This window comes from Oryzifoliimicrobium ureilyticum, assembly GCF_037199735.1.
GTDB classification, from domain to species: domain Bacteria; phylum Pseudomonadota; class Alphaproteobacteria; order Rhizobiales; family Rhizobiaceae; genus Rhizobium; species Rhizobium ureilyticus.
This window is the reverse complement of the sequence record NZ_JBBBVQ010000011.1, coordinates 135,748-158,062: the sequence shown is the minus strand read 5'-3', so window position 1 is coordinate 158,062 and position 22,315 is coordinate 135,748. Positions and strand designations below refer to the sequence as shown.

Below are 22,315 nucleotides of genomic sequence, written 5' to 3'. Positions count from 1 at the left end.
AGAAATGCTCGCTAATTCCCTGATCGAACTTGATCGCGCCCATCTTATCCATCCTGTGGCCTCGTATCGAGGACATGAGCGGCAGGGTGTTCGCGTGCTTAAGTCCGCGCGCGGTGCAAGGGTCATGGAAGCAAATGGGCATGAGTTGGTCGACGGCTTCGCAGGTCTTTGGTGTGTCAACGCCGGCTACGGTCATGAGAGCATTGTGGAGGCGGCAACCCGACAATTGCGCGAGCTTCCCTATGCCACGGGCTATTTCGATCTTGGCTCAGAACCTGCGATCAGGCTTGCCTCTGAACTGGCTGAACGCGCTCCGGGCAACATCAACCGCGTCTACTTCACCCTCGGCGGTTCGGATGCGGTGGATTCGACAATCCGGTTTGTTCGGTACTACTGGCAAGCGAAGGGCAAGCCTGCACGCGATCAGTTCATCTCGATCCAGCAAGGCTATCACGGCTCTTCGACCGTCGGCGCGGGTTTGACTGCCCTTCCAGCTTTCCATGCCGGCTTCGGCGTTCCTCTCGACTGGCAGCACAAGATCCCCTCGCCCTATCCCTATCGCAACGCGGTAGGATCAGATGAGGCGGTGATCATCGCCAATTCGCTGTCTATCCTGAGAGCAAAGATAGAAGAGATTGGCGCAGACCGCGTCGCGGCATTTTATGCTGAACCAATTCAGGGCTCTGGCGGCGTTATCGTGCCGCCGAAAGGCTGGATCAAGGCCATACGCGAACTTTGCTCAGAATATGGAATCCTCTTTATTGCTGATGAAGTGATTACCGGCTTCGGTCGCACCGGACCGCTTTTTGCTTGCGAGGACGACGGCATCGTGCCGGACATGATGACGATCGCGAAGGGTCTGACATCCGGTTATGTGCCGATGGGCGCGGTACTGATGGCCGATCATGTCTATGATACGATTGCAGATGGTGCCGGCGATGCTGCCGTAGGACACGGCTTTACCTATTCCGCCCATCCGGTCAGTGCAGCTGTCGCACTCGAAGTCTTGAAGCTCTATGAAGGCGGATTGCTCGAAAACGGCCGGAAGGCCGGAGAACGATTGCGTTCTGGCCTGGAGAGCCTGAGCGACCATCCTTTGGTGGGCGATATCCGCGGTCGCGGAATGCTCTACGGTGTTGAACTCGTAACTGATAAAGCGCGAAAGACTCCTCTTCCGACATCGGCCATGCCGGCCCGACGCATCTTCGATCGAGCCTGGGACAATGGTCTCGTCATCCGGGCGTTTCCACAAGGCGTCCTCGGCTATGCGCCGCCGCTTTGCTGCACGAGCAGCGATATCGACGATATTGTCGAGCGTACACACAAGACACTTGATCAGACTTTGGAAGACCCGGACATCCGAAAGGTGATTGATTGAGGCGGCAAGCTTCACGGACGAAAGTCGCGCGAAATACCGTCACCGTCGGTAATTCGAAATTTTATGCTGCGGACCAAGTTGAATTCGAACGATACGCCCCGGACGACGTGCCAGACTGAACGTAGGAAGACTGAAGTTGGGAAAACTGGGAGTTTCCCATCGGTGCAACCGATCACGAATGGTCGCCACCGGTCAGAATGTACGAAGGTTGGGAATGTCCGCAGCAAGATGGATGACAGCCTGAAATCCAAAAAAAGGGGAATGACATGACTGACGACATCACCAATTGGACAAAAAGCGACGATGGGCGCGTCGAAGACGCCATCCGGCGCGGAGCCTCGCGCCGCGACCTCCTGAAATTGATGCTGGCGAGCGGCGTTGCCCTGTCGGCAGGCGCCGCAGTCTTCGGTCGCGCCGAGCGTGCGGTGGCGGCAACGCCGGTTTCCGGCGGCCACCTGAAAGTCGGTGGTATTTCCGCTTCCAATGCAGATACGCTGGATCCGGCCAAGGCATCACTCGGCACGGACTATGCGCGCTGTTGCGCGCTCTACAATCGCCTTACCTTCATTAATGCCAGCGGCGTCCCCCAGATGGAATTGGCCGAAAAGCTCGACACGAAGGACGCGAAAACATGGACCGCGACCCTTCGCAAGGGCGTGACCTTTCACAATGGCAAGGCACTGACGTCTGCCGATGTGGTATTTGCTCTCAAGCGCCATCTCGATCCCGCGGTCGGCTCCAAGGTCGCCAAGATTGCTGCGCAGATAACCGAGGTCAAAGCCATCGACCCCAGTACCGTTGAGATCGTCCTCACCGCAGCCAATGCCGACCTGCCATATATTCTAGCGTTGCACCATTTTATGATCGTTCAGGACGGGACTACCGACTTCTCGAAGGGCGTGGGTACCGGCGCTTTCGTGCTGGAGACCTTCGAGCCCGGTGTGCGCTCCATCATGAAGAAGAACAAAAACTACTGGAAGCCTAATCTGCCACATATCGACTCGTTCGAATTCTTCGCGATCGGCGACCAAAGTGCCCGCGTCAATGCCTTGCTGGCTGGCGATATCCAGGTTGCTTCGGCGGTCAATCCGCGTTCGGCCAAGCTGGTGAAAGCTCAAAGCGGCTTCGAGCTGATAAGGTCGACGACGGGCAATTACACCAACATGAACATCCGGGTGGATAAATACAATTCCGACTTTGTCACCGGCATGAAGTACCTCGTCGATCGCGAACAAATCATTGCGGCCGCATTGCGAGGCGACGGTGTGGTTGGCAATGATCAGCCTATTTCTCCGGTTAACAACTACTGCAACAAAGATTTAAAACCCAAAGCATTCGATCCCGACAAGGCGAAATTTCACCTCAAGAAGGCCGATGTCATGGGACAGTCGATCCCGGTTATTGCCTCCGAGGCTGCAGACGCATCTATCGATATCGCGATGATCGTGCAGGCCTCCGCCGCCGATGTGGGCCTCAAACTCGATGTCCAGCGCGTACCATCGGACGGCTACTGGGACAAATACTGGCTGAAGGCGCCGATCCACTTCGGTAACATTAACCCTCGTCCAACGCCGGACATCTACTTTTCTCTGCTTTATTCATCGGACGCTCCCTGGAATGAGAGCCAGTACAAGTCTGAGAAATTCGACAAGATGATGCTCGAAGCACGAGGCCTGTTGGATGAAGCCAAACGCCACGACATCTACAACGAAATGCAAACGATGATTTCTGAAGAAGCAGGTACGATCATCCCTGCTTACTCCATCAACTCCGATGGCATTTCGACAAAGGTCAAGGGCCTTGAGACCAACCCTCTTGGCGGCATGATGGGATACGCCCTTGCTGAATATGTCTGGCTGGAAGCCTGACCGGATTGGAGACGCCGGGAGGCGACAGCTGCCTCCCGGACCAGCTACGCATTCGCTTTGCAGCGCCTTTCGAGACTGTGATGTCTTTCCCAAAAGACGACGGATGGCTTAAGTTTGCAAAGATCGCATGATGGGCAACCTGTATGTCATGAGACATCAATTTCGCCATCGCGCGAATGTTTAATGGAAGGGCTTTGGCTAGGCTCACCCCAACGCGCTGGAGGTCCAGCATGAGATCTGTAATCCTGACGATGATCGGCAAACGGCTCTTCACTGCCGTCATAACCCTGATCATCGTTTCTTTCGCCGTCTTCTTTGCGACCAACATGCTCCCTGGTGACACAGCGACTATTCTTCTCGGGCAGGCCGCAACGCCTGAGGCTGTCGAAGGATTACGCAAAGCAATGCACTTGGACGATCCGGCTATCCTGCGTTTCATCCACTGGGGCTTCGGTATGCTGACGGGGGACCTCGGCAGATCTTATGCAAACAACATGGAGATCTCCGCGCTCATTTCGGATCGCTTCATTAACACCATGGAGTTGGCCGGCCTGACCACAATCATTGCCGTTCCGTTCGCCCTCACCCTTGGCATCACCTCCGCTGTGCTGCGCGGCACGCTGTATGATCGTCTCATAACGATTTTTACGATCGGCATTATTTCGGTGCCGGAATTCATGATCGCGTCCACGGCCGTGTTGGTGTTCGCCGTGTACCTGAAATGGCTACCCGCTATCTCCTTTGTCAACGAGGTGCACTCGCTCTCAGACGTGTTCAGGATGTATGCGATGCCGGTCGTCACACTCACCTTTGTCGTATCCGCCCAGATCATTCGTATGACCCGTGCCGCCGTCATCGAAACACTGTCTACACCTTATGTTGAAATGGCGCTGTTCAAGGGCGCCTCCCACAGCCGGATCGTGCTGCGCCACGCGCTGCCAAATGCATTGGGACCTATTCTAAATGCACTGGCTTTGTCTTTGTCCTACCTGATCGGCGGGGTGATCATCATCGAAACCATTTTCAACTATCCCGGCATCGCGAAACTGATGGTGGATGCAGTTGCCACCCGTGATCTGCCATTGATCCAAACCTGCGCTGTCATCTTCTGCGCCGGCTATCTGTTGCTGATCACGGTTGCGGATATCATCGCGATTATCTCCAATCCGAGGCTCCGCTGATGAAGCCAAGCATCTCGCTCCCCTCTACCGGGCTGTTCGGCTACACGTTCAGCCCGCTCGGGATGATAGCCCTCGCCATTATTCTTTTCTGGGCCGTCGTTGCACTTTTCGCATCGTCAATTGCGCCCTATCCGATCGGCCAGATCGTCGATTTGGACTATTTTGGTCCGATCAGCGCCAAACTTTGGTTAGGCTCGGATTATCTGGGCCGCGATATGCTTTCCCGTATCATCCTCGGAGCGCGCTATACGCTCGGCATTGCGCTCGCAGGTGTGCTGATAGCCTCCATCAGCGGTGTCATCCTCGGCATGGCGGCCGCTGTCATTGGTGGCTGGTTCGATACGCTGCTGAGCCGCTTCATGGATGCGATGATTTCCATTCCAAGCAAGCTTTTCGGGCTAGTCGTCGTTGCCGCTGTGGGTTCATCGCTGCCAGCGCTTATCCTCACGCTCGCCTTTATCTACACTCCGGGTTCCTATCGTTTTGCACGGGCACTTGCGGTCAACGTCAACACGATGGATTTCATCATGGCGGCGCGTATCAGGGGGGAAAGCACGCTTTATTTGGCCATTTCAGAAATCTTGCCGAACATCATTCGCCCAGTGCTCGCCGATTTCGGTATCCGCTTCGTCTTCATTGTTCTGCTTCTTTCCGGTCTGTCGTTCCTCGGCCTCGGCGTGCAACCACCAGCCGCGGACTGGGGCGCGCTGGTGCACGAAAATATTCAGGGCCTCTCCTTTGGCGCACCAGCGGTCATCGCCCCCTCAATCGCAATTGCCAGTTTGACCATCAGCGTCAATCTGCTGATCGACAATCTACCTCGCAAGATCAGGGATCGGAGCGCCGGACATGAGTGATGACGCAGCCAAGCTCGTTCAGATCAAGAAGCTAAGTGTCGAGGCAAAAACCGATTCAGGACGGTTGATCGAGATTATCAAGGAAGTCGATCTCCAAGTTGCGAGGGGCGAGATCGTTGCACTGATCGGCGAGAGCGGTTCTGGAAAGACGACAATTGCTCTAACCCTAATGGGCTATGCGCGCCCAGGCTGTCGGATCTCCGCTGGCTCGGTCCTTGTGGATGGCAAGGACATGGCAAAGCTCAGCAAGCCCGAAAAAGCAGCGATGCGTGGGACGGAAGTTGCCTATGTGCCGCAAAGCGCTGCGGCGGCCTTCAACCCATCACAGAGCATCATGGATCAGGTCATCGAAGTAACCCGCATCCATGGACTGATGTCGCCAGAAAAAGCACGGAAAAAAGCGATCGAACTTTTCGCTGCCCTCGCACTGCCCTCTCCTGAAACAATCGGGGAGCGCTATCCTCATCAGGTGTCGGGGGGACAATTGCAGCGTCTTGCAGCCGCTATGGCGCTGATCGGAGAGCCGAAGCTCCTTATCTTCGACGAACCGACAACAGCCCTCGATGTCACGACACAGATCGACGTGTTAAAAGCATTTAAGTCCGTCATGCGCTCCGCCGATATTTCCGGTGTTTATGTCTCTCACGATCTTGCCGTAGTGGCCCAGATCGCAGACCGGATCGTTGTGCTCAAAGGCGGCGAAGTCCAGGAAGAGGGAGCAACGGAAACGATCCTATCGACGCCGACCCATCCCTATACGAAGGAATTGCTGGCGGCTTTCGAGCCGAAAGAAACAGCGTTTGCTGGAGAAAGAGCTGAAAAAGCGCCCCCCCTCCTGAAGATTGAAAAGGTGATCGGCGGCTACGGCCCGATCCAATCCGATGGGCATCCATTCGTCAAGGCTGTCAACGCAGTCAGTCTGGCGGTGGAGAAAGGTCGAAACCTTGGCATCATCGGCGAGTCCGGCTGCGGAAAATCGACGCTGGCCCGCTGCATTGCCGGCATACTTCCCGCCGCCTCCGGCAATATGGTGCTCGACGGGCAGGAACTGCATCCTTCGGCGAGAAAACGACGGCACGAGCAACTGCGTGAAATGCAGATCGTTTTTCAATATGCAGACACGGCCCTAAACCCTGCGAAGCCTATAGAGGACATTCTGGGCAGACCCCTGAGGTTCTATCACGGTCTGAAGGGCGCGGAACAAAACCGCCGCATCGACGCCCTGTTGGAGATGGTACGCCTGCCGAAAGCGCTCCGTTATCGGCATCCAGCAGAGCTATCCGGCGGACAAAAGCAGCGTGTCAACTTTGCTCGGGCACTGGCAGCAGACCCTAAACTGATTATCTGTGACGAGATCACGTCGGCGCTCGATACGGTGGTTGCAGCTGCAATCATCGATCTCTTGAAGGAGCTGCAGCGCGAACTCGATCTTTCGTATATTTTCATCAGCCATGACCTTTCGGTCGTCGAAGCGATCTGCGACGAGATCATGGTGATGTATCGCGGCGAGAAGGTGGAACATCTGACCCGGGAAAGCGTGAAAGCACCAACGCATCCCTATTCGAAACTGCTCTTCTCATCCGTTCCGAAGCTTGATCCCAACTGGCTCGATAGACTGGTGCTGGAGCCAGAACTCGTGCAGCAATATGGAAGGACGTAATAAAATCCCAGCGCTGGTCGCCACTCTTAAACTGAAAACAGACTGGTCAGCGGCAGGTGCGATTTGACGATCGGCGACTTGAGGACCACGAAGCTGAAATACTTGTCGATGCCGATTTCCATATCTGTCAATCGCTCCATGATAGTCTGATATTCGCCGATTCCGGCCGTGACGAATTTGATCAGATAGTCATAGCCGCCCGAAACAAGATGACACTCGATGACTTGATCGACCTTTTCAACGACGGTGAGGAAGCGGGCAAAATCGACCTGACGATGATTTTTCAAGGTGATTTCCGTAAAGACGGTCAACGTTTGACCGAGCTTGCCGAGATTGATTTGTGCCGAATAGCCCTCAATGTAACCCTCCGACTGAAGGCGCTTCACCCGCATGAGACAGGGGCTCGGCGACAGATGGACGAGTTCGGCCAATTCCACGTTGGTGATGCGGCCGTTCTTCTGCAACTCATACAAAATCTTGATGTCGGTTCGGTCGAGTTTCATCATCAAGATACCGCCTGTGTTATCAAACGCATGCAGCATAAAATGCTGCACGCCATTGGGTCTGAAACTACCACAGCATTGCGTGCTGTCTATCCAAGATAAGGGCGGCAATTGACGCAGAAGATTTCAATGTGGACGTAGGCTCAAGAATTTTCTGCTGTCTCTGACGAAATTGCGGTGCCGCATATCTGGAAAGGGGGCTTACTCTTGCCGATGAACTGGAGAGTAATATGCCTGCGCCCTTGACCCAAATTGAAACCACGCCGGATTTACCGAGAACGGCTGATGTCGTTATCATCGGCGGCGGCATTATTGGCGTGTTTGCCGCCTATTTTCTGACGAAACGCGGACTGAAGACCGTCTTGCTTGAGAAAGGGCAGATCGGCGCGGAACAGTCCAGCCGAAACTGGGGCTGGTGCCGCCAGCAGAACCGCGATGCACGCGAGCTCCCTATTGCGACCAAGAGCCTTGATCTTTGGGAGCAGTTCGTTGCGCAAACCGGTGAAGACATCGGCTTCCGACGATGTGGCCTTCTTTACCTCAGCAATAACGACGCCGAGATTGCCGGCTGGGCGCGTTGGCGCGACTTTGCAAGAACCGTTGGCGTCACGACACACATGCTGTCTGCAGCCGAAGCCACCGAGAAAGCGAGAGCCACGGGCAAATCTTGGAAAGGCGGCGTCTTCTCGCCGACAGATGGTATTGCCGACCCGTCCAAAGCCGCCCCGGCCGTTGCCCGCGCCATCATGAAGATGGGTGGGACTGTTATGCAGAATTGTGCAGCCCGCGGCATCGAAACGGAAGGCGGTCGCCTCAGCGCCGTCGTCACCGAAAAGGGTGTGATTCGCGCCAAAACGGCCGTTCTTTCCGGCGGTGCGTGGACCTCTTCCTTCTGCAGGCAATTGGGCATCCGATTTCCGCAGGCGACGATACGCTCTTCGATCGTCGCTGTTTCAGGCGCCGAGGGCATACCGCCGGCGCTGCATACTTCAGCTGTTTCGCTGACGAGCCGCAGTAATAACGGCTATACGATTGCCATCAGCGGGCGGGCCAAGGTCGATATCACGCCGCAGCAGATGCGTTTCGCCCCGCAATTCCTGCCGATGTTCGCCAAACGCTGGAGACTGTTAAGCCCTGGCGGGCTTGAAGGGGTCCGGAGCGGTCACGAGTCGTTGACACGTTGGCGATTGGACCGGCCGACTCCCATGGAGCGCATGCGCATTCTGGATCCCGCCCCAGATGCCGTGACTGTGAAGTTGATGCATCGTCGTGCACTAGAACTGATTCCAGCCCTGAGGAGCACGAAGATCACAGGAACCTGGGCGGGCTATATCGACTCCACGCCGGATGGCGTGCCTGGTATCGGCGAGGTCGAAAGCCTTCCGGGCTTCATCCTGGCTGCCGGCTTTTCTGGCCACGGGTTCGGTATTGGCCCCGGAGCAGGCCATCTCGTCGCGGATATCGTCTCGGGGGCTGAGCCGCTGGTTGATCCCAGGCCTTACCATCCGTTGCGCTTTCAATCGTCTACCTGGGGTAAAGTCGCTGATTTTTAAGACCTTAAACCCAGCTCATTGGACATCTTAGCTTACTATTCACAGACGGTTCCGAAGAGATAAACCTTTGCCTCTTCATGCCGGAACGTCTCTTGCTCTGCACGTTCTCGCTACTATCTTTCCGAAATAACAACTGGGAGAGGTAGATGCAAACCGAGGACCTGCAAGACAGCCCTGCAGCAAGGATTGCTCTTTACGACTTTGCTTTCGAACATGCCCCTATCGGACTTGCAACCGTCGATACCAAGGGACGGATCATTCGCGGCAATCAGACCTTTTCCCGCCTTGTGGGTATTGAGCAGGAAAAACTTTCCGGCACACCATTCGCCGATTTCACGCATCCTGACGATCTTCACGCCGATATTACTCTGTTCAATGAGGTCTTATCGGGTCTCCGAGACGGATATACGATTGGAAAGCGCTATGTACGTCCAGAGGGAAGCATCGTCCATGTGGTGATCCATGTCGCAGCGATGCGAGACGCATCGGGAAAGGTCGTTCGCTTTCTGTCTCAAATCGAAGATGTCACTCTGCAAAAGCAACAGGAGCGGGATCTCGCAGAAAAGGCAGCACAGCTCGAACTTGCCATGGAGGCAGTGCAAGGCGGCTTTTGGCATATGGATGTGGCGACCGACCGGTTCGAAACCTCTGATCGACTTGCGCAATTTATCGACGGTCCAGCCGCAGCAAAGCTTGATCTTCAGCATTACCTGGACAAGGTGAATCCGAAAGATGTGGGCGCTGCCGACCTATCGCTGCTCTTATCCGGTCAAGTCGATCAGTCGGTGGCGGAATATCGTCTGCAAACGGTGGATGGTGAGAAATGGATCCGGTGCGACAGAAGGCTTCTGCGGGACGTCGACGGCCGGCCGCGCCGCATTGTCGGCGTCGCTATAGACTTTACGACCGAGCGTCGTCGTATTGAAGCATCGGAGCGCAACTCCGAAACGGACGCATTGACCGGGCTTTTGAACCGTCGCGGGCTCTACAATCGTTACGGTCTGATGACGTCGACGGGCGGTTGGTCGGTTCTGGCAATTGATCTGGACGGCTTCAAGGAGATCAACGACACGACCGGCCATGCAGGCGGCGATAGGGTCCTCGTAGAAGCGGCGAAAAGGCTGACCGAAACGGTTGGGCAAACCGATCTAGTCTGCCGAGCCGGCGGCGATGAATTCGTCCTCGTCGTGTCTGGCACGAAGCAGCACGGGGAAGAGGTTGCAGAGCGGTTAGTTCAGATTTTGCGCAAGCCTTTGGACGTCGGTCTCGGACCGACGCGGCTCAGCGCATCCGTCGGCGTGGTGTGGTCACCGGGAAAGTCAGACATTCAGGAACTGAATGTGCTTGCCGATGCCTTGCTTTATCAGGCAAAAGCAGCCGGTAAAAACCAATGGAAGTCCTGCAATAGTCAATAGACCCGTCAGGTGATCTCACATAGTCATCGGATCGGCTCCGATTGCCAAAAGCCCTGCCCTCGCAACGTCCTCGTCCTGATTGCCGCTGCCGGAACCAACGCCAATACCCCCGACCAACAGACCGCCGATGCGGATCGGAAGACCGCCCTTCAAACCGGTGACCTCCCCCTGCGTAGCGCCCGAAATAAGCAGGCGCGCCTCTTCGGGAATAGCCCTTGAAGGCCCGTTGATCGAAGCGGCGGTTCTCGCCTTCGCAAGTGCGCTCTTCAGAGAAAGAAAACGCGCACCCTTCATGCGGAAAGAGCAGAGTACGACGCCGCTCGCGTCAACGATGACGATGCACTGGGGCTGGCCCATCACCGCGGCTGCATCGATTGCCGCAGTCAGCATAGACAGGATACCCTTATCCGTCAGCTGTGCCGCAGGTTCGATGAAATTGCTCATGCATGCCTTCTCTCGCCACGCTGTTGTTTGATCTATCGCAGCAGCCGGCACGGTAAAGCCGCGCCGGCTCAATATGCGAGATCTATTTACCCCAGATCTTTGCATATTGATCCCGGTAGCCGTTACCCGGATCAAAGATGTTTTTGTCGCCACCGTCGGAATTGATGTTGGCCTTGGTGACGACATGCAGGGGCGACGTATAGCCGGACCATTTGGCTTTGCTGATGGCGCGGTTCAGTTCATCGATCAACTGCCAGCCCTGGAGATTGAGCGGCTCAGCGACTGTCACGGCTTGATACTGTTCTGAACGGATACGCTGATAGGCTGACTCCGATCCATCGCCCGCGGCCACTGCCTTCGGAGCTCCGTCCCCAGGAATACCGGCGGCAGCAAGGCTTGGTCCCATAAAGTCAAAATAGATATCGTTGATCGCCAGAGCATGCGTCCACTTGGCACCATACTTTTGCAGCAACGAAGTGGTTAGCGTCGGCATCCGGTTCGATGTGTCGGCAATCGGGGTATCGACATATTCAAGCACCGTGCCGCCGAGTTTTTCGATCGTCTCCTTGATCTTGTTCGCTTTGGCGATAGCAATCGCATAGGTCGAGTCAGTGAAGATCACCACACCCGGCTTGCCGCCGGCATCGGCAAAAGCCCATTTGGCGGCAGCGGCGGAAACTTCCATCGCATCGGTCGAGACATTGGCGAAGAGGCAGTTGGCCTGGTCGGGGCCGATAACGGGGCTGGCATGCCAGCTCACCATCGGAATACCCGCATCGCATGCCTGCTTCAGCGAGGCCTGCTGCTCGACCGCATCAAAACCGTTGATGATGATGCCATCAGGTTTCAGGGCAAGCGCCTGACCGAACGCGCCGGCGCGGCTTTGCACTGAACCTGCACCATCCAGCACGGTTACCTGCCAACCGATTTTAGCCGCAGCCTCCTGGATGCCATTGGTCACGCCAAGGATACCGCCGTTCTTCATATCAGCGGCCAAGACGACGATCTTTTTGCCCGCAGCAGCGGTCGGACCGCTTGTTGGGCCATCCCAAGTCTTCTTCTCACCAGCATATTTTTGTACGTCCGCCATCGCGTCCGAAACGGCATCCGCAAAGGCCGGCATGGCGGCCGTCAACACCAGAAATGATACTGCTAGGGCTCTCTTCAGCATGGTTTCCTCCCGATAAAGCTGAATGAACTATTTGGTTTGCGCGCCTTTTTTCCGTTGCGCGTAACCGGCAATTCCAATGGCGATCAGCAATGTCACGCCGTTAAACAGCGGCTCGACCCAGAAGCTGCCTCCAAACTGCTGGATGCCTGAAATACCGACGGCGAGGATCATCACGCCGACAATGGTGCCCCAGACATTGACCCTCCCGGGCTTAATTGTCGTAGAACCAAGAAAGGCACCAACGAGCGCAGGCAGCAGGAATTCAAGACCGACCGAAGCCTGACCGATGCGCAGCTTAGAGGCGAGCAGGACACCGGCAAGCGCCGTCATCAGTCCCGAGGTCACGAAGGCACCGATCACAAACTTGCGTGTTGGAATGCCGTTAAGCTCGGCCGCGCGCTGGTTCGCACCGATTGCGTAGAGATAGCGGCCGATTGGCGTATATTCGAGCGCGATCCACAGCGCGACCGTAATGACCAGGACATAGATTGCCGTGATTGGCAGGCCGAAGACAAAAGTGCCGTTGATCGCATAAAATGCGGTGGGCAAGGCACCGACCATCTGGCGCCCGCCCGTGTGCCAAAGCGCAATGGCGTAGAGAATCGTACCCGTGCCCAGCGTGGCAATAAAGCTATCGATGCGCGCGACCTCGACCAACAGACCGTTCAACGCGCCGATCAAAACGCCGAGCACGAGCACGACGGCAACCGCTAACGGCCATGGAAAGCCGTAAAGCGTCTGCAGGCTGATGGCCAAGATGTGCCAGAGCACGATGCCGTAGCCGACTGTCAGGTCGATGCGTCCGGCGACCATCGGGATCATCGCGGCCAAGGATAGAAGCGCGATGATCGCCTTGTCGGAGAGGATTGCCCTTAAGTTGAGCATGGTCGGGAATGTGGCTGGCAGGAGAATGGAGAAAATGACGATCAAGCCGAACATCAGGATGACGAGACCGTAGGTCGGCGCAAGCCTCACCAATTTGCGGGCGGGGGAAAGGCCCTGCAGTTCATCTTTGGTGGGTTCGACAGCGTTGGATTGAATACCGGGCATGGCGGTCCTCAGGCGGCTTCACCGGCCGATGCGGCCTGGATCAGGGATTCGGTTGAAAGTTCGACGCCACTCAGTTCGGCCACGGGCAGGCCGCGACTGAAGACGATCGCGCGATGGCAGATGTTGGCAGTTTCTTCAAAATCGGTGGACACCACGAGGACGCCCATGCCGCTTGCAATTGCCTCATAAAGAAGATGATAAATCTCGGCCTTTGCACCGACGTCCACACCCGCCGTTGGATCCTCTACGATCAACAGACGGCGCCCGGAATCAAGCCACCGGCCGACAACTACTTTTTGCTGATTGCCTCCGGAAAGGGCCTCAATCGCGAGTGTCGGATCGTTCGGCGACAGCGCAACCCGTCGGCCAAGCTCGTGGGCGACAGCGTCTTCGGCCTTGGGCGATAAAAAGCTCAGAAGACTTCGACCCGTCGCAGAAGGGTTGAGAAAGGCGTTCTCGCGAATGCTCATTCCCGGCGCCACGCTTTCGGCAACGCGGTCTCGCGCCACCAGACCGATGCCAGATCGCATCGCGGCTCCGGCATGTCGGAGATCCGGGGTAGCGCCGTTCAGCGTGACTTCTCCCGCGTGCGGAATGACACCGAAGAGCGCGCGCCCCACATCTTCGTGACCGGCGCCGCGAAGGCCGGCAAGTCCTAGCAACTCACCGCGTCGGATTTCGAAGCTCACGGGACCAACAGTTCCAGTTGTAAGCCCCGAGACTTTCAAGATTGAAGCGCCCTCAAGGATTGCCGGCCTTGAGATTTCCCGCGCCTTTCGCCCGACGATCAACCCGACAAGTTCTTCAGGTGTGGTGTGCTCGATGAGCCTCATGCCAACCATCTGGCCATCGCGCAAAACAGCAACACGATCGGCAATGCGGAAGATCTCATCCAGCCGGTGACTGACATAGATCATCCCGACCCCGCGCCGCTTCAGGGGACGCAGTGCAGCGAACAGCCGCTCGACCTCATCCGCCGGTAGACTTGCGGTCGGTTCATCTAGGACGAGATAGTCGCAATCGGCAGCAAGAGCGCGCGCGATGGCCACGAGCGACTTCTGCGTTCGGGTCAGACTCGAAATGCGAGCACTCGCCGAAAAATCAGCCTCAACCAGTGACAGCGCTTTGTCGGCCAGAGCTTCCGTTGCGGCCCAGTCGATCCGTCGGCCCTTTTTCACATAACCAAGGGAAAGCGCAACGTTCTCAGCCACGGTCATCCATTCGATCAGGCCAAGATCCTGGTGAATGAAGGCTACCTTCTGGCCGCCTCTTTTTCCAGCTTCGTGGGCATAAGGCATGCCGTTAATGAACACGCCGCCTTCATCGGGGCGGTAAATACCGCCAAGAATCTTGATGAGTGTCGATTTGCCGGCTCCGTTCTCGCCGAGCAACGCGACGATCTCGCCGCGCTCGACCTTTAACGAAACACCCCTGAGGGCCTGCGTGCCGCCAAAGGATTTCGCAATACGATCAAACAGCAGGCCGTCTGCGGACGGTTGCATAATGTATCTCCTCCCATGCCGGATCCAGATCTTGCTTCTAGGTTACCGGTAACGTAAAACAAACTACTTCCAATATCCGCCGAGTCAAGAAAAAAGTTATCGATAACATGACCTCTCTTTCCCATATCGCATTGGCCGGCCATCGTCTGCAATGAAAGCCAATCTGGAAGACATCGCGCGGGCCGCAGGCGTGTCGAAAATGACGGTTAGCCGCGTCCTGCGCGGCGGTTCCGGCTTCTCGGACCAGACGCGCGAAAAAGTCATGGATATCGCTTCTCAGTTGGGATACGTGCCAAACCGGCTTGCGGCCGCCTTCGGCTCCGTCCAGGCAGAAACCTTGGTTGGGATGTGCGTGCCTCGGCTAACATCTGGCCTGTTCGGTCACGTGCTTGATGGGGTAGATCGAGCGCTTGGACGTCTCGGCTACCAATTGATCATTGGCGCAAATGATCATTCGATGACGGAGGAAGAAGCCTGGATCCGGCAGGTGGTAAGCTGGCGGCCGGCAGGGCTTATTCTGTCTGGCCGCAACCACACACCGGGCACGATCGGACTTCTACACGCCGCCTCTATTCCGGTCGTTGAGATCTGGGATCTGACGACACGCCCTATCGATATGGCTGTCGGCTTTTCCCATGTCGATTGCGGGGCAGAGATGGCGCGGCATCTCCTATCGCGCGGACGCCGAAAAGTAGGATATGTCGGCGCCCTAGCTCGTTCCGACGTCATGGGTCAGGCGCGCTTGGAAGGATGCCGGGATGAACTCGCGCGTGGCGGCCACCCGTTGGTCGATGCGGAGATGCTGCATGATGCACCCGGTTTTTATGCTGGTTACTATGGGTTGGAAACCTTGCTGAGCCGCAAGAACGACTTCGATGCGGTCTATTTCCATAATGACGAGATGGCGATCGGCGGCCTTGCCTTCTGTCAGGCACGCGGCCTTCGTGTGCCCGACGATATCGGCATCGCCGGCTGGGGCGGGATGGAAGCCGCGTCCATTCTTGAAAAACGCCTGACGACAACCGTCGTGCCGACGACAAGCATCGGCAAAGCTGCCGCCGAAGCGCTTGTCGCCAAGCTCAAAGGCGAGCCTGTCCAAACCGTCACCTTTGTGCCGACGCGGCTTGTTCCAGGCGACACTGCCTGACGCTCTGTGTTGGGTCAGGGCGTCTGGATCCCACGTCGATTGAGCACGACAGAATAGATGCTCGTGGTTGCCGTCATGAACAGCCGATGCTTGGCATGCCCACCGAAACAGATGTTTGAAACCAGTTCCGGCACGAGGATCTTGCCCATCAGATGTCCATCGGGCGCAATGCAATGAACACCATCGGCGGCAGACGACCATAGATTTCCATCGCTGTCGACCCGGATTCCATCAGCGCATCCCGGCGAGATGGTGTGAAAGACACGGCCGTTAACCGGCCGACCACCAACCATATCGTAGACACGAATATGCTGCGGATCGGAGGAGAACATTCTGCCGGTATCAGCGACGTAAAGATGGGCGCCATCCGGGCTGAAGGCGAGGCCATTGGGGCATTGCATATCCGTGATAACGGCTTCGATAGCGCCGTCAGGCGAGACGCGATAGACAGCGCACGGCAATTCCTGCTCGGATTTTGTGCCCTCATAATCCGTCATGATTCCATAATGCGGATCGCTGAACCAGACCGCACCATCAGACGCGACAATCACATCGTTGGGACTGTTGAGGCGCTTACCCTGGTAGCTATCGGCAACTAGAGTGATTGATCCGTCCCATTCAGTCCGCGTTACGCGGCGCGTTCCATGCTCGCAGGTGACGAGCCGCCCCTGACGATCGCGGGTATGGCCATTGGCATGGTTGGACGGCTGGCGATACGTCGTTACGCCATCCTCGCTCCAGCGAACGATCCGGTTGTTGGGAATGTCGGAGAACAGTAGGCAACCGGCATCACCGAACCAGACGGGACCCTCAGTCCAGTCAAATCCCGTTGCCAGCCGTTTGACCGGCGCATTGCCAAGGACATACGTGCTGAAGACAGGATCGATCACTTCGAAAAATGACATAGCGGAAACCTCTCTCTCAACACTGCAGCGCTCAGGCCGCAAACTCGATCTGCGCCTTCATGGCCTGGCTTCGGTCCGAAGCGAGCTGAAAGCCTCTCTCCGCCTCGGCGATGGAAACGGTATGGGTGATCAAAGGTTTGACGTCAATCAGTCCCTTTCGCATCAGCTCAACCCCGATTGCAAATTCCGTGTGGAAACGGAATGAACCTCGCAGTTCGAGTTCCTTGGCCGTAATTGCCATCACAGGCAGTGTCATGTCACCCCCAAGCCCAAGTTGCAGGATGATGCCACGCGGCCTCAGCGCCGGGATCGCGCCGGCAAGCGCTGCGGCGACGCCAGTGCATTCATAAAGCACATCGAAGGTTCCTTTGTCGCCGGTATATTCAGACAGCGCATCCGGCTCCTTCGCAGTATTGATGACTCGATCCGCCCCGACTTTCGCTGCAAGCGACAACGTGAAATCTGCAAGATCGGTTGCGACGATCTCCGCTGCGCCCGCTCTGCGGGCCGAAAGAATCGACAAGACGCCGATCGGACCGCATCCTGTCACGAGCACACGCTTTCCAAACAGGCTGCCGGCGCGGGTCGTAGCATGCAGCGTGACGGCGAGCGGCTCGGCCATTGCAGCCTCGCCCGCCGATAAACCAGTCGCATCAACGCATTGATAAGCATCTGCCACCAGGCTTTCCCGGAACGCGCCCTGAATATGGGGAAAGGGCATGGCACTCCCGTAGAAACGCATGTTGAGGCACTGGTTCTGCAGCCCCTCGCCGCAATAGCGGCAGTGTCCGCATGGTCGTGATGGCGAGACCGCAACGAGCTGGCCAATCTCGAAACCAGACACACCGGGACCAATCGCCTCGACCCTGGCCGAAACTTCATGCCCTAGAATCATCGGTTCTCGCAGCCGGACGGCGCCAAATCCACCGTGATTGTAATAATGCAGGTCGGAACCGCAGATACCACCTATCGCGAGGCGCAGGCGCAATTGACCTGCCTGTGGTTCTTCTACAGGACGATCTTCGATCCGCAGATCACGAGCGGCATGAATAACAATTGCTTTCATCAGAGCACCGGAGTGAGGAGAGGTTCACCAGCGAAATGCGCGGCGAGATTATCACGAACGAGTTTACCCATGGCCTTTCGTGTTTCCACTGTGCCGCTGGCATGATGCGGCTGGAGAAGCACATTGGGCAATGAAAGGAAGCGTGGGTTTAGCTTAGGCTCGCCCTCGAAAACATCAAGGGCGGCGGAACCCAGTTTGCCGGTCTCCAGAGCATCCAGAAGAACCTCCTCATCGATGTTGGAGGCGCGACTGATGTTGATCAGCATACCTTCCGGCCCAAGTGCCTCAATGACCTTGGCTCCGACGATATGCCGGGTCGCGGCAGAGGCCGCCAGCGTCACGAAGAGAAAGTCGGAGCGCGCTGCAAGAGCGACTGGATCGGCGATGAAATCCCACCCTGCAGCAAATTCCTTGGCCGATACGTCGCTATAGGCAATCTCCATATCGAAGCCAGCGAGCCGCTTTGCCACTTCAAAGCCAATTCTGCCAAGGCCAAGTATCCCGGCGCGCCGTCCCCAGACCCTTCGCTTCAGCGGATAAAGTCCCTTGGTTGCCCAGGATCCGTCCTTCACCCACGTTTCCGCGCCAATAATGCCGCGCGATTGCACAAGCATCATTGCTACGCCAAGATCGGCGACGTCGTTCGTCAAGACATCGGGCGTGTTTGTCACCCTTATTCCTCTTTCTCGGCAAGCAGCAAGATCGACTGCATCAAAGCCAACGCCATAGACCGAGACGACTTCGAGCTTGGGGCAGGCTTGGATGATGTCCGCGCTGGCCCCGAGCTCACCGCGGGTTGCGATACCTGTTATTTTCGGACCCACTTCCCTTAGAAAGGCTTCTTTATCGGCAGCCTCGAAATATCGATGCATGTTAAAACTTGTTTCGAGGGGAGCCTGATCCCACTCCGGATAAGGTCCCATTTGAAGGATGTCGGGCTTGATCATGGTGTCTCCCAAGAATGCTTGACTTTCGATTGTTATCGATAACATATACAAATCATCCGACGCTTGTCGAGAGAAACTTGAAGGAGAAAGCCGTGGCACTGAACCTGTTCGACCTGAGCGGCAAACGCGCCCTGATTACGGGATCATCGCAGGGCATCGGCTTTGCACTGGCCGAGGGCTTGAGGGCCGCTGGCGCAGACGTCGTCCTCAACGGCCGAAACGAATCGAAGTTAAAGGATGCCGCGAGACGGATTGAGGGCGCGGATGTGCTTGCTTTCGACGCCACTGACCATGAGGCAGTCCGCCGCGCCGTCGATGCTTACGAGGCCTCGAATAAAGCGATCGACATCCTGGTCAACAATGCCGGCATGCAGCATCGTTCACCTCTCGAAGACTTTCCGGCCGACGCATTCGAACGCTTGCTGCAGACCAATATTGCCAGCATCTTTCATGTCGGTCAGGCGGTTGCCCGGCATATGATTGCTCGCGGTCGGGGCAAGATCATCAATATCGCCAGCGTTCAGACCGCTCTCGCACGTCCCTCGATCGCTCCGTATACAGCAACCAAAGGAGCCGTTGGCAATCTGACCAAGGGCATGGCGACGGACTGGGCCAAGCACGGACTCAACTGCAATGCGATTGCGCCTGGCTACTTCGACACCCCCCTCAACGCGGCTCTTGTTGCAGACCCTGCTTTCTCGGCTTGGCTGGAAAAACGCACGCCGGCCGGCCGGTGGGGTAAAGTCGAGGAACTTCAAGGTGCATGTATTTTCCTTGCTTCTGAGGCGTCCAGCTTCGTCAATGGACATATCCTTTATGTCGACGGCGGGATCACGGCGTCGCTATGAGTCTGCGCCTCGTCATTATGGGCGTTGCGGGCTGCGGCAAGTCGACCGTGGGCGCTGCACTGTCGCAAAGCCTCGGTATTCCCTATAGAGATGGCGATCATCTTCACAGCCGCGAAGCGGTTGAGAAAATGCGCGGCGGAACGCCATTGACTGATGAAGATCGGTGGCCATGGCTCGATCGGATCGCACAGGCGCTGAAGCATGACGCGCCTTTAATTATTGGATGCTCGGCGCTGCGCAGGGCCTATCGCGACCGAATTCGTTCCGGTGCTGGCGGACCGGTGATCTTCGTTCACCTTGTTGGCGATCGCGACCTCATTGCGTCCCGAATGGCCTCACGATCTGGTCATTACATGCCGCTATCGCTGCTCGACAGCCAATTCGCGACCTTAGAGTGGCCTGGTCCGGACGAAGCTATTGAAGCGGCAATCGCACAACCGATAGACGCCATCGTCGAAAAGGTCCTTTCCCATCTTCAAGGAGTTCCCCAATGACAGACAAGATCGCCTTGATCGGAGCCGGCGCCATGGGCGGCGCAATTGGCGCTCGCCTTGTTGAAACTGGAACGAATCTCGTCGTCTATGATCGTGACCCTGACAAGATAGCAGCCTTGACATCGAAGGGCGCTGTCGCCGCAGTCTCCGCGGCTGACGCAGCAAGCCAAGCTAAGGCTGTTATCCTTTCGCTCAACTCTGCCACCATTGTCAGAGCCGCCGTTTTCGGCGATGGCGGCGTTGCCGAGGGGGCTAAGTCCGGAACCTTGATCATCGACATGTCATCGATTGACCCCGAGACGACGAAGTCACTGGCCGACGAAGGTGCGGCAAAGGGTTTGCGCTGGGTCGACAGTCCGCTTTCCGGCGGCATCCCCAAGGCGGCCGCGGGTCAATTGACGCTGATGCAGGGCGGCTCGGAAGAGAATGTTCGGGAAACGCAGTCCATCCTCTCGAACCTTGCAGGGAACCAGACGCATATGGGTGGCCCTGGCGCCGGCCAGACGACGAAAATCATCAATCAAGTCCTCTGCGGCCTTGGCTTTCTTGCCGTGGCAGAAGCCACTGCACTTGCAGAGGCGGCCGGCGTCGATGTCGAGAAAATCCCTCAGGCGCTAAAGGGCGGCCGCGCCGATAGTGCTCTGCTGCAGGAATACATGCCGCGCTTTGGAAAAAGAGATTATCGCCGGACAGGCCGCATCGACAACATGGTCAAGGATCTGAACGCCGCTCAAGACCTCGCAAGGCTGAGCAACACTTCGATGCCGCTGACGGCAATCTGCGCCGAGGTGCATCGCATGCTGACGGCAGCCGGCCTTGGCGGCGAGGACCAGGCCGCATTGATGGAATACTTCACGGGACCCAACAAGGAGTTTGCCCCATGATTACTCGCTACGCCTTCTTCGAAGGCCAGATCCACGCTGGTCAGACAGATGCGTTTCGCGCTGCCGTTTTATCGGAGATCCTGCCGAAATGGCGCGCTTTTCCGGGTGCCTTGTCCGTGCGCGTCACGTTCGCTGAAAGTCGCGATAACGGAGCACAGGAATATCCACTGATCCTCGCTATTAGCTATCCTGACCTCGCGAGCGTCGACGCCGCCCTCGCAAGCCCGGTCCGCGCCGAATCCCGTGCGGCCACCGAAGCTGTTCTGTCGCGTTTCTTCACCGGAAAAATCCATCATCATGTCACCACGGCTCACGAATATGCTCCCTTGTGAAAGGCGACTCGCAACACTGGATTTTCATAAGAGATAACGATAACAAAAGGTGATGAGCACGCCCCGAAAAGCACCCACTATGGCCGATGTCGCCCGTTTAGCGGGCGTTTCGCCCATGACGGTTAGCCGGGCGTTCAAGCGGGATGCATCTGTCAGCGATGCAACCCGCAGCACTATCCTGGAGGCAGCCGACTCGCTCGGCTACATGTTTGACAGCACCGCATCGAACCTCCGTTCGCAGCGCACCGATTTCGTCGCGGTCACTATCCCTTCGATCAACAATGCCAACTTCGCCGATACGGTTCGCGGACTGTCCGAAGGACTGAAGGAACGTGGTCTGCAGATCCTGCTTGGCTACACCGACTATGACATACGCGAAGAAGAGCGGTTGATAGAGCAATTGCTTCGACGGCGCCCGGAAGCCATCGTCATCACGGGAGGGCGACACACGCCTCGCGCGCGCAAGCTGCTGGAAAATGCAGGCATTCCCGTCATCGAAACCTGGGACTTGCCCGAAGCCCCAGTTGGACATGTCGTCGGCTTTTCCAATGCAGGGGCGGTTCGTTCCATGGTCGATCACTTCGTGTCGATCGGTATCACGCGCATTGCCTTCATCGGCGGCGACGCCGACCGTGACACCCGGGGAACGGATCGCCGCGCGGGTTTCATTGCAGCCATGCATGCCCATGGCCTTGATGCCGATCGGCTGATCGCCGCCGGGACGCCGCCGATTTCCATGCGGGAAGGCGCTGACGCCATGAGCCGGCTGCTGGATACGCTCCCCGACACACAGGCCGTTATCTGCGTGTCCGACCTGTCCGCCTTCGGCGCCTTGACCGAATGTCAAAGGCGCGGCGTCAAAGTTCCCGAGCAGATTGCCGTTGCCGGGTTTGGTGATTACGAGATCGCAGGGATCTGCGTACCCTCGCTCACCACGATCAATCCCCTGCCGCGCGATATCGGCAGACGATCGGCCGAACTCATCCTAGACGTGTTGGACGGCCGGCAAAAAGACGCAGCGACGATTGCGATAAAACCGATCTTGATGCTGCGCGAATCCAGCCCCTGATCAGATGAACTGGCGCGAGAGAGACAAAATTCGTCTCAACG

At 57.0% G+C, this 22,315-nt stretch carries 21 protein-coding genes; 13 read left to right on the top strand and 8 right to left on the bottom strand.

Translation table 11 applies throughout. The features are described 5' to 3' along the window. Nucleotides 1-4 precede the first annotated feature (4 nt). From VQ830_RS16375 to VQ830_RS16355, 5 genes are all read left to right on the top strand, one after another. Entirely contained in the window at nucleotides 5-1,378 is a 1,374-nt protein-coding gene (locus VQ830_RS16375) for an aspartate aminotransferase family protein (protein WP_337269213.1), read from the top strand. Nucleotides 1,379-1,644: 266 nt separating this feature from the next. Beyond that, entirely contained in the window at nucleotides 1,645-3,246 is a 1,602-nt protein-coding gene (locus tag VQ830_RS16370) for an ABC transporter substrate-binding protein (protein WP_337269212.1), read from the top strand. A gap of 230 nt (nucleotides 3,247-3,476) precedes the next feature. Continuing rightward, entirely contained in the window at nucleotides 3,477-4,427 is a 951-nt protein-coding gene (locus VQ830_RS16365) for an ABC transporter permease (protein ID WP_337269211.1), read from the top strand. Further along, nucleotides 4,427-5,284: an ABC transporter permease gene (locus VQ830_RS16360; protein ID WP_337269210.1), complete on the top strand. Its 858-nt coding sequence runs from the start codon at nucleotides 4,427-4,429 to the stop codon at nucleotides 5,282-5,284. The genes VQ830_RS16365 and VQ830_RS16360 overlap by 1 nt, the downstream gene beginning before the upstream one ends. Then, the gene (locus VQ830_RS16355; RefSeq protein WP_337269209.1) at nucleotides 5,277-6,944 is read left to right on the top strand and encodes an ABC transporter ATP-binding protein; all 1,668 of its coding nucleotides are present in this window, start codon (nucleotides 5,277-5,279) and stop codon (nucleotides 6,942-6,944) included. Before VQ830_RS16360 ends, VQ830_RS16355 begins: the two co-directional genes overlap by 8 nt. A 26-nt stretch (nucleotides 6,945-6,970) precedes the next feature. Here VQ830_RS16355 and VQ830_RS16350 read toward each other — a convergent pair whose 3' ends face one another. Further along, entirely contained in the window at nucleotides 6,971-7,447 is a 477-nt protein-coding gene (locus VQ830_RS16350; RefSeq protein WP_337269243.1) for an Lrp/AsnC family transcriptional regulator, read from the bottom strand. A 230-nt stretch (nucleotides 7,448-7,677) separates the two neighbouring features. On the opposite strand from VQ830_RS16350, the gene VQ830_RS16345 reads away from it, so the two are divergent. Together VQ830_RS16345 and VQ830_RS16340 are read left to right on the top strand one after the other, a co-directional pair. Further along, nucleotides 7,678-9,000: an NAD(P)/FAD-dependent oxidoreductase gene (locus tag VQ830_RS16345; RefSeq protein WP_337269208.1), complete on the top strand. Its 1,323-nt coding sequence runs from the start codon at nucleotides 7,678-7,680 to the stop codon at nucleotides 8,998-9,000. A gap of 146 nt (nucleotides 9,001-9,146) precedes the next feature. Next, nucleotides 9,147-10,415, top strand: coding sequence for a diguanylate cyclase domain-containing protein (locus VQ830_RS16340; RefSeq protein WP_337269207.1), 1,269 nt, complete (start codon nucleotides 9,147-9,149; stop codon nucleotides 10,413-10,415). Between the two features lie 15 nt (nucleotides 10,416-10,430). On the opposite strand, the gene VQ830_RS16335 is transcribed toward VQ830_RS16340, so the two are convergent. The 4 genes from VQ830_RS16335 to VQ830_RS16320 form a co-directional block, all read right to left on the bottom strand. Beyond that, nucleotides 10,431-10,859, bottom strand: coding sequence for a GlcG/HbpS family heme-binding protein (locus tag VQ830_RS16335; RefSeq protein ID WP_337269206.1), 429 nt, complete (start codon nucleotides 10,857-10,859; stop codon nucleotides 10,431-10,433). A gap of 82 nt (nucleotides 10,860-10,941) precedes the next feature. Continuing rightward, nucleotides 10,942-12,030: a substrate-binding domain-containing protein gene (locus VQ830_RS16330; protein ID WP_337269205.1), complete on the bottom strand. Its 1,089-nt coding sequence runs from the start codon at nucleotides 12,028-12,030 to the stop codon at nucleotides 10,942-10,944. A gap of 27 nt (nucleotides 12,031-12,057) precedes the next feature. Next, nucleotides 12,058-13,080, bottom strand: a complete 1,023-nt coding sequence (locus VQ830_RS16325; protein WP_337269204.1) for an ABC transporter permease — start codon at nucleotides 13,078-13,080, stop codon at nucleotides 12,058-12,060. An 8-nt stretch (nucleotides 13,081-13,088) separates the two neighbouring features. Next, a complete protein-coding gene (locus VQ830_RS16320; RefSeq protein ID WP_337269203.1) occupies nucleotides 13,089-14,582 on the bottom strand; it encodes a sugar ABC transporter ATP-binding protein in 1,494 nt (497 codons plus the stop codon). A 151-nt stretch (nucleotides 14,583-14,733) separates the two neighbouring features. On the opposite strand from VQ830_RS16320, the gene VQ830_RS16315 reads away from it, so the two are divergent. After that, the gene (locus tag VQ830_RS16315) at nucleotides 14,734-15,729 is read left to right on the top strand and encodes a LacI family DNA-binding transcriptional regulator (protein WP_337269202.1); all 996 of its coding nucleotides are present in this window, start codon (nucleotides 14,734-14,736) and stop codon (nucleotides 15,727-15,729) included. Nucleotides 15,730-15,743: 14 nt separating this feature from the next. On the opposite strand, the gene VQ830_RS16310 is transcribed toward VQ830_RS16315, so the two are convergent. From VQ830_RS16310 to VQ830_RS16300, 3 genes are read right to left on the bottom strand one after another with little or no spacing between them, the layout of a single operon-like run. Then, on the bottom strand, nucleotides 15,744-16,634 hold the full coding sequence (locus tag VQ830_RS16310) for an SMP-30/gluconolactonase/LRE family protein (RefSeq protein ID WP_337269201.1): 891 nt from the start codon (nucleotides 16,632-16,634) through the stop codon (nucleotides 15,744-15,746). A 31-nt stretch (nucleotides 16,635-16,665) separates the two neighbouring features. Continuing rightward, nucleotides 16,666-17,700 (bottom strand): L-idonate 5-dehydrogenase, encoded by a 1,035-nt coding sequence (locus tag VQ830_RS16305; RefSeq protein ID WP_337269200.1) that lies wholly within the window; start codon nucleotides 17,698-17,700, stop codon nucleotides 16,666-16,668. Further along, complete coding sequence (locus VQ830_RS16300; protein ID WP_337269199.1) at nucleotides 17,700-18,647, bottom strand: 2-hydroxyacid dehydrogenase; 948 nt, start codon at nucleotides 18,645-18,647, stop codon at nucleotides 17,700-17,702. The genes VQ830_RS16305 and VQ830_RS16300 overlap by 1 nt, the downstream gene beginning before the upstream one ends. 92 nt (nucleotides 18,648-18,739) lie before the next feature. Between VQ830_RS16300 and VQ830_RS16295 the strand changes: the two genes are divergently transcribed. Genes VQ830_RS16295 through VQ830_RS16275 form a run of 5 tightly spaced genes read left to right on the top strand, consistent with a single transcriptional unit; the run spans nucleotide 18,740 to nucleotide 22,274 of the window. Continuing rightward, entirely contained in the window at nucleotides 18,740-19,495 is a 756-nt protein-coding gene (locus tag VQ830_RS16295) for an SDR family oxidoreductase (RefSeq protein WP_337269198.1), read from the top strand. Then, on the top strand, nucleotides 19,492-19,989 hold the full coding sequence (locus VQ830_RS16290; RefSeq protein WP_337269197.1) for a gluconokinase: 498 nt from the start codon (nucleotides 19,492-19,494) through the stop codon (nucleotides 19,987-19,989). Before VQ830_RS16295 ends, VQ830_RS16290 begins: the two co-directional genes overlap by 4 nt. Then, nucleotides 19,986-20,873, top strand: a complete 888-nt coding sequence (locus VQ830_RS16285) for an NAD(P)-dependent oxidoreductase (RefSeq protein ID WP_337269196.1) — start codon at nucleotides 19,986-19,988, stop codon at nucleotides 20,871-20,873. The genes VQ830_RS16290 and VQ830_RS16285 overlap by 4 nt, the downstream gene beginning before the upstream one ends. Then, nucleotides 20,870-21,205, top strand: coding sequence for an NIPSNAP family protein (locus tag VQ830_RS16280; protein ID WP_337269195.1), 336 nt, complete (start codon nucleotides 20,870-20,872; stop codon nucleotides 21,203-21,205). The genes VQ830_RS16285 and VQ830_RS16280 overlap by 4 nt, the downstream gene beginning before the upstream one ends. Nucleotides 21,206-21,257: 52 nt before the next feature. Continuing rightward, complete coding sequence (locus VQ830_RS16275) at nucleotides 21,258-22,274, top strand: LacI family DNA-binding transcriptional regulator (RefSeq protein WP_337269194.1); 1,017 nt, start codon at nucleotides 21,258-21,260, stop codon at nucleotides 22,272-22,274. The last annotated feature ends 41 nt before the right edge of the window (nucleotides 22,275-22,315 follow it).

What these genes read in the sequence shown, in the direction of transcription:
- VQ830_RS16335 (WP_337269206.1), bottom strand. Translation starts at nt 10,859, where the DNA reads ATGAGCAATTTCATCGAACCTGCGGCACAGCTGACGGATAAGGGTATC.
- VQ830_RS16310 (WP_337269201.1), bottom strand. Translation starts at nt 16,634, where the DNA reads ATGTCATTTTTCGAAGTGATCGATCCTGTCTTCAGCACGTATGTCCTT.
- VQ830_RS16325 (WP_337269204.1), bottom strand. Translation starts at nt 13,080, where the DNA reads ATGCCCGGTATTCAATCCAACGCTGTCGAACCCACCAAAGATGAACTG.
- VQ830_RS16280 (WP_337269195.1), top strand. Translation starts at nt 20,870, where the DNA reads ATGATTACTCGCTACGCCTTCTTCGAAGGCCAGATCCACGCTGGTCAG.
- VQ830_RS16360 (WP_337269210.1), top strand. Translation starts at nt 4,427, where the DNA reads ATGAAGCCAAGCATCTCGCTCCCCTCTACCGGGCTGTTCGGCTACACG.
- VQ830_RS16315 (WP_337269202.1), top strand. Translation starts at nt 14,734, where the DNA reads ATGAAAGCCAATCTGGAAGACATCGCGCGGGCCGCAGGCGTGTCGAAA.
- VQ830_RS16285 (WP_337269196.1), top strand. Translation starts at nt 19,986, where the DNA reads ATGACAGACAAGATCGCCTTGATCGGAGCCGGCGCCATGGGCGGCGCA.
- VQ830_RS16355 (WP_337269209.1), top strand. Translation starts at nt 5,277, where the DNA reads ATGAGTGATGACGCAGCCAAGCTCGTTCAGATCAAGAAGCTAAGTGTC.
- VQ830_RS16345 (WP_337269208.1), top strand. Translation starts at nt 7,678, where the DNA reads ATGCCTGCGCCCTTGACCCAAATTGAAACCACGCCGGATTTACCGAGA.
- VQ830_RS16350 (WP_337269243.1), bottom strand. Translation starts at nt 7,447, where the DNA reads ATGAAACTCGACCGAACCGACATCAAGATTTTGTATGAGTTGCAGAAG.
- VQ830_RS16370 (WP_337269212.1), top strand. Translation starts at nt 1,645, where the DNA reads ATGACTGACGACATCACCAATTGGACAAAAAGCGACGATGGGCGCGTC.
- VQ830_RS16375 (WP_337269213.1), top strand. Translation starts at nt 5, where the DNA reads ATGCTCGCTAATTCCCTGATCGAACTTGATCGCGCCCATCTTATCCAT.
- VQ830_RS16340 (WP_337269207.1), top strand. Translation starts at nt 9,147, where the DNA reads ATGCAAACCGAGGACCTGCAAGACAGCCCTGCAGCAAGGATTGCTCTT.
- VQ830_RS16330 (WP_337269205.1), bottom strand. Translation starts at nt 12,030, where the DNA reads ATGCTGAAGAGAGCCCTAGCAGTATCATTTCTGGTGTTGACGGCCGCC.
- VQ830_RS16275 (WP_337269194.1), top strand. Translation starts at nt 21,258, where the DNA reads ATGAGCACGCCCCGAAAAGCACCCACTATGGCCGATGTCGCCCGTTTA.
- VQ830_RS16365 (WP_337269211.1), top strand. Translation starts at nt 3,477, where the DNA reads ATGAGATCTGTAATCCTGACGATGATCGGCAAACGGCTCTTCACTGCC.
- VQ830_RS16305 (WP_337269200.1), bottom strand. Translation starts at nt 17,700, where the DNA reads ATGAAAGCAATTGTTATTCATGCCGCTCGTGATCTGCGGATCGAAGAT.
- VQ830_RS16290 (WP_337269197.1), top strand. Translation starts at nt 19,492, where the DNA reads ATGAGTCTGCGCCTCGTCATTATGGGCGTTGCGGGCTGCGGCAAGTCG.
- VQ830_RS16320 (WP_337269203.1), bottom strand. Translation starts at nt 14,582, where the DNA reads ATGCAACCGTCCGCAGACGGCCTGCTGTTTGATCGTATTGCGAAATCC.
- VQ830_RS16300 (WP_337269199.1), bottom strand. Translation starts at nt 18,647, where the DNA reads ATGATCAAGCCCGACATCCTTCAAATGGGACCTTATCCGGAGTGGGAT.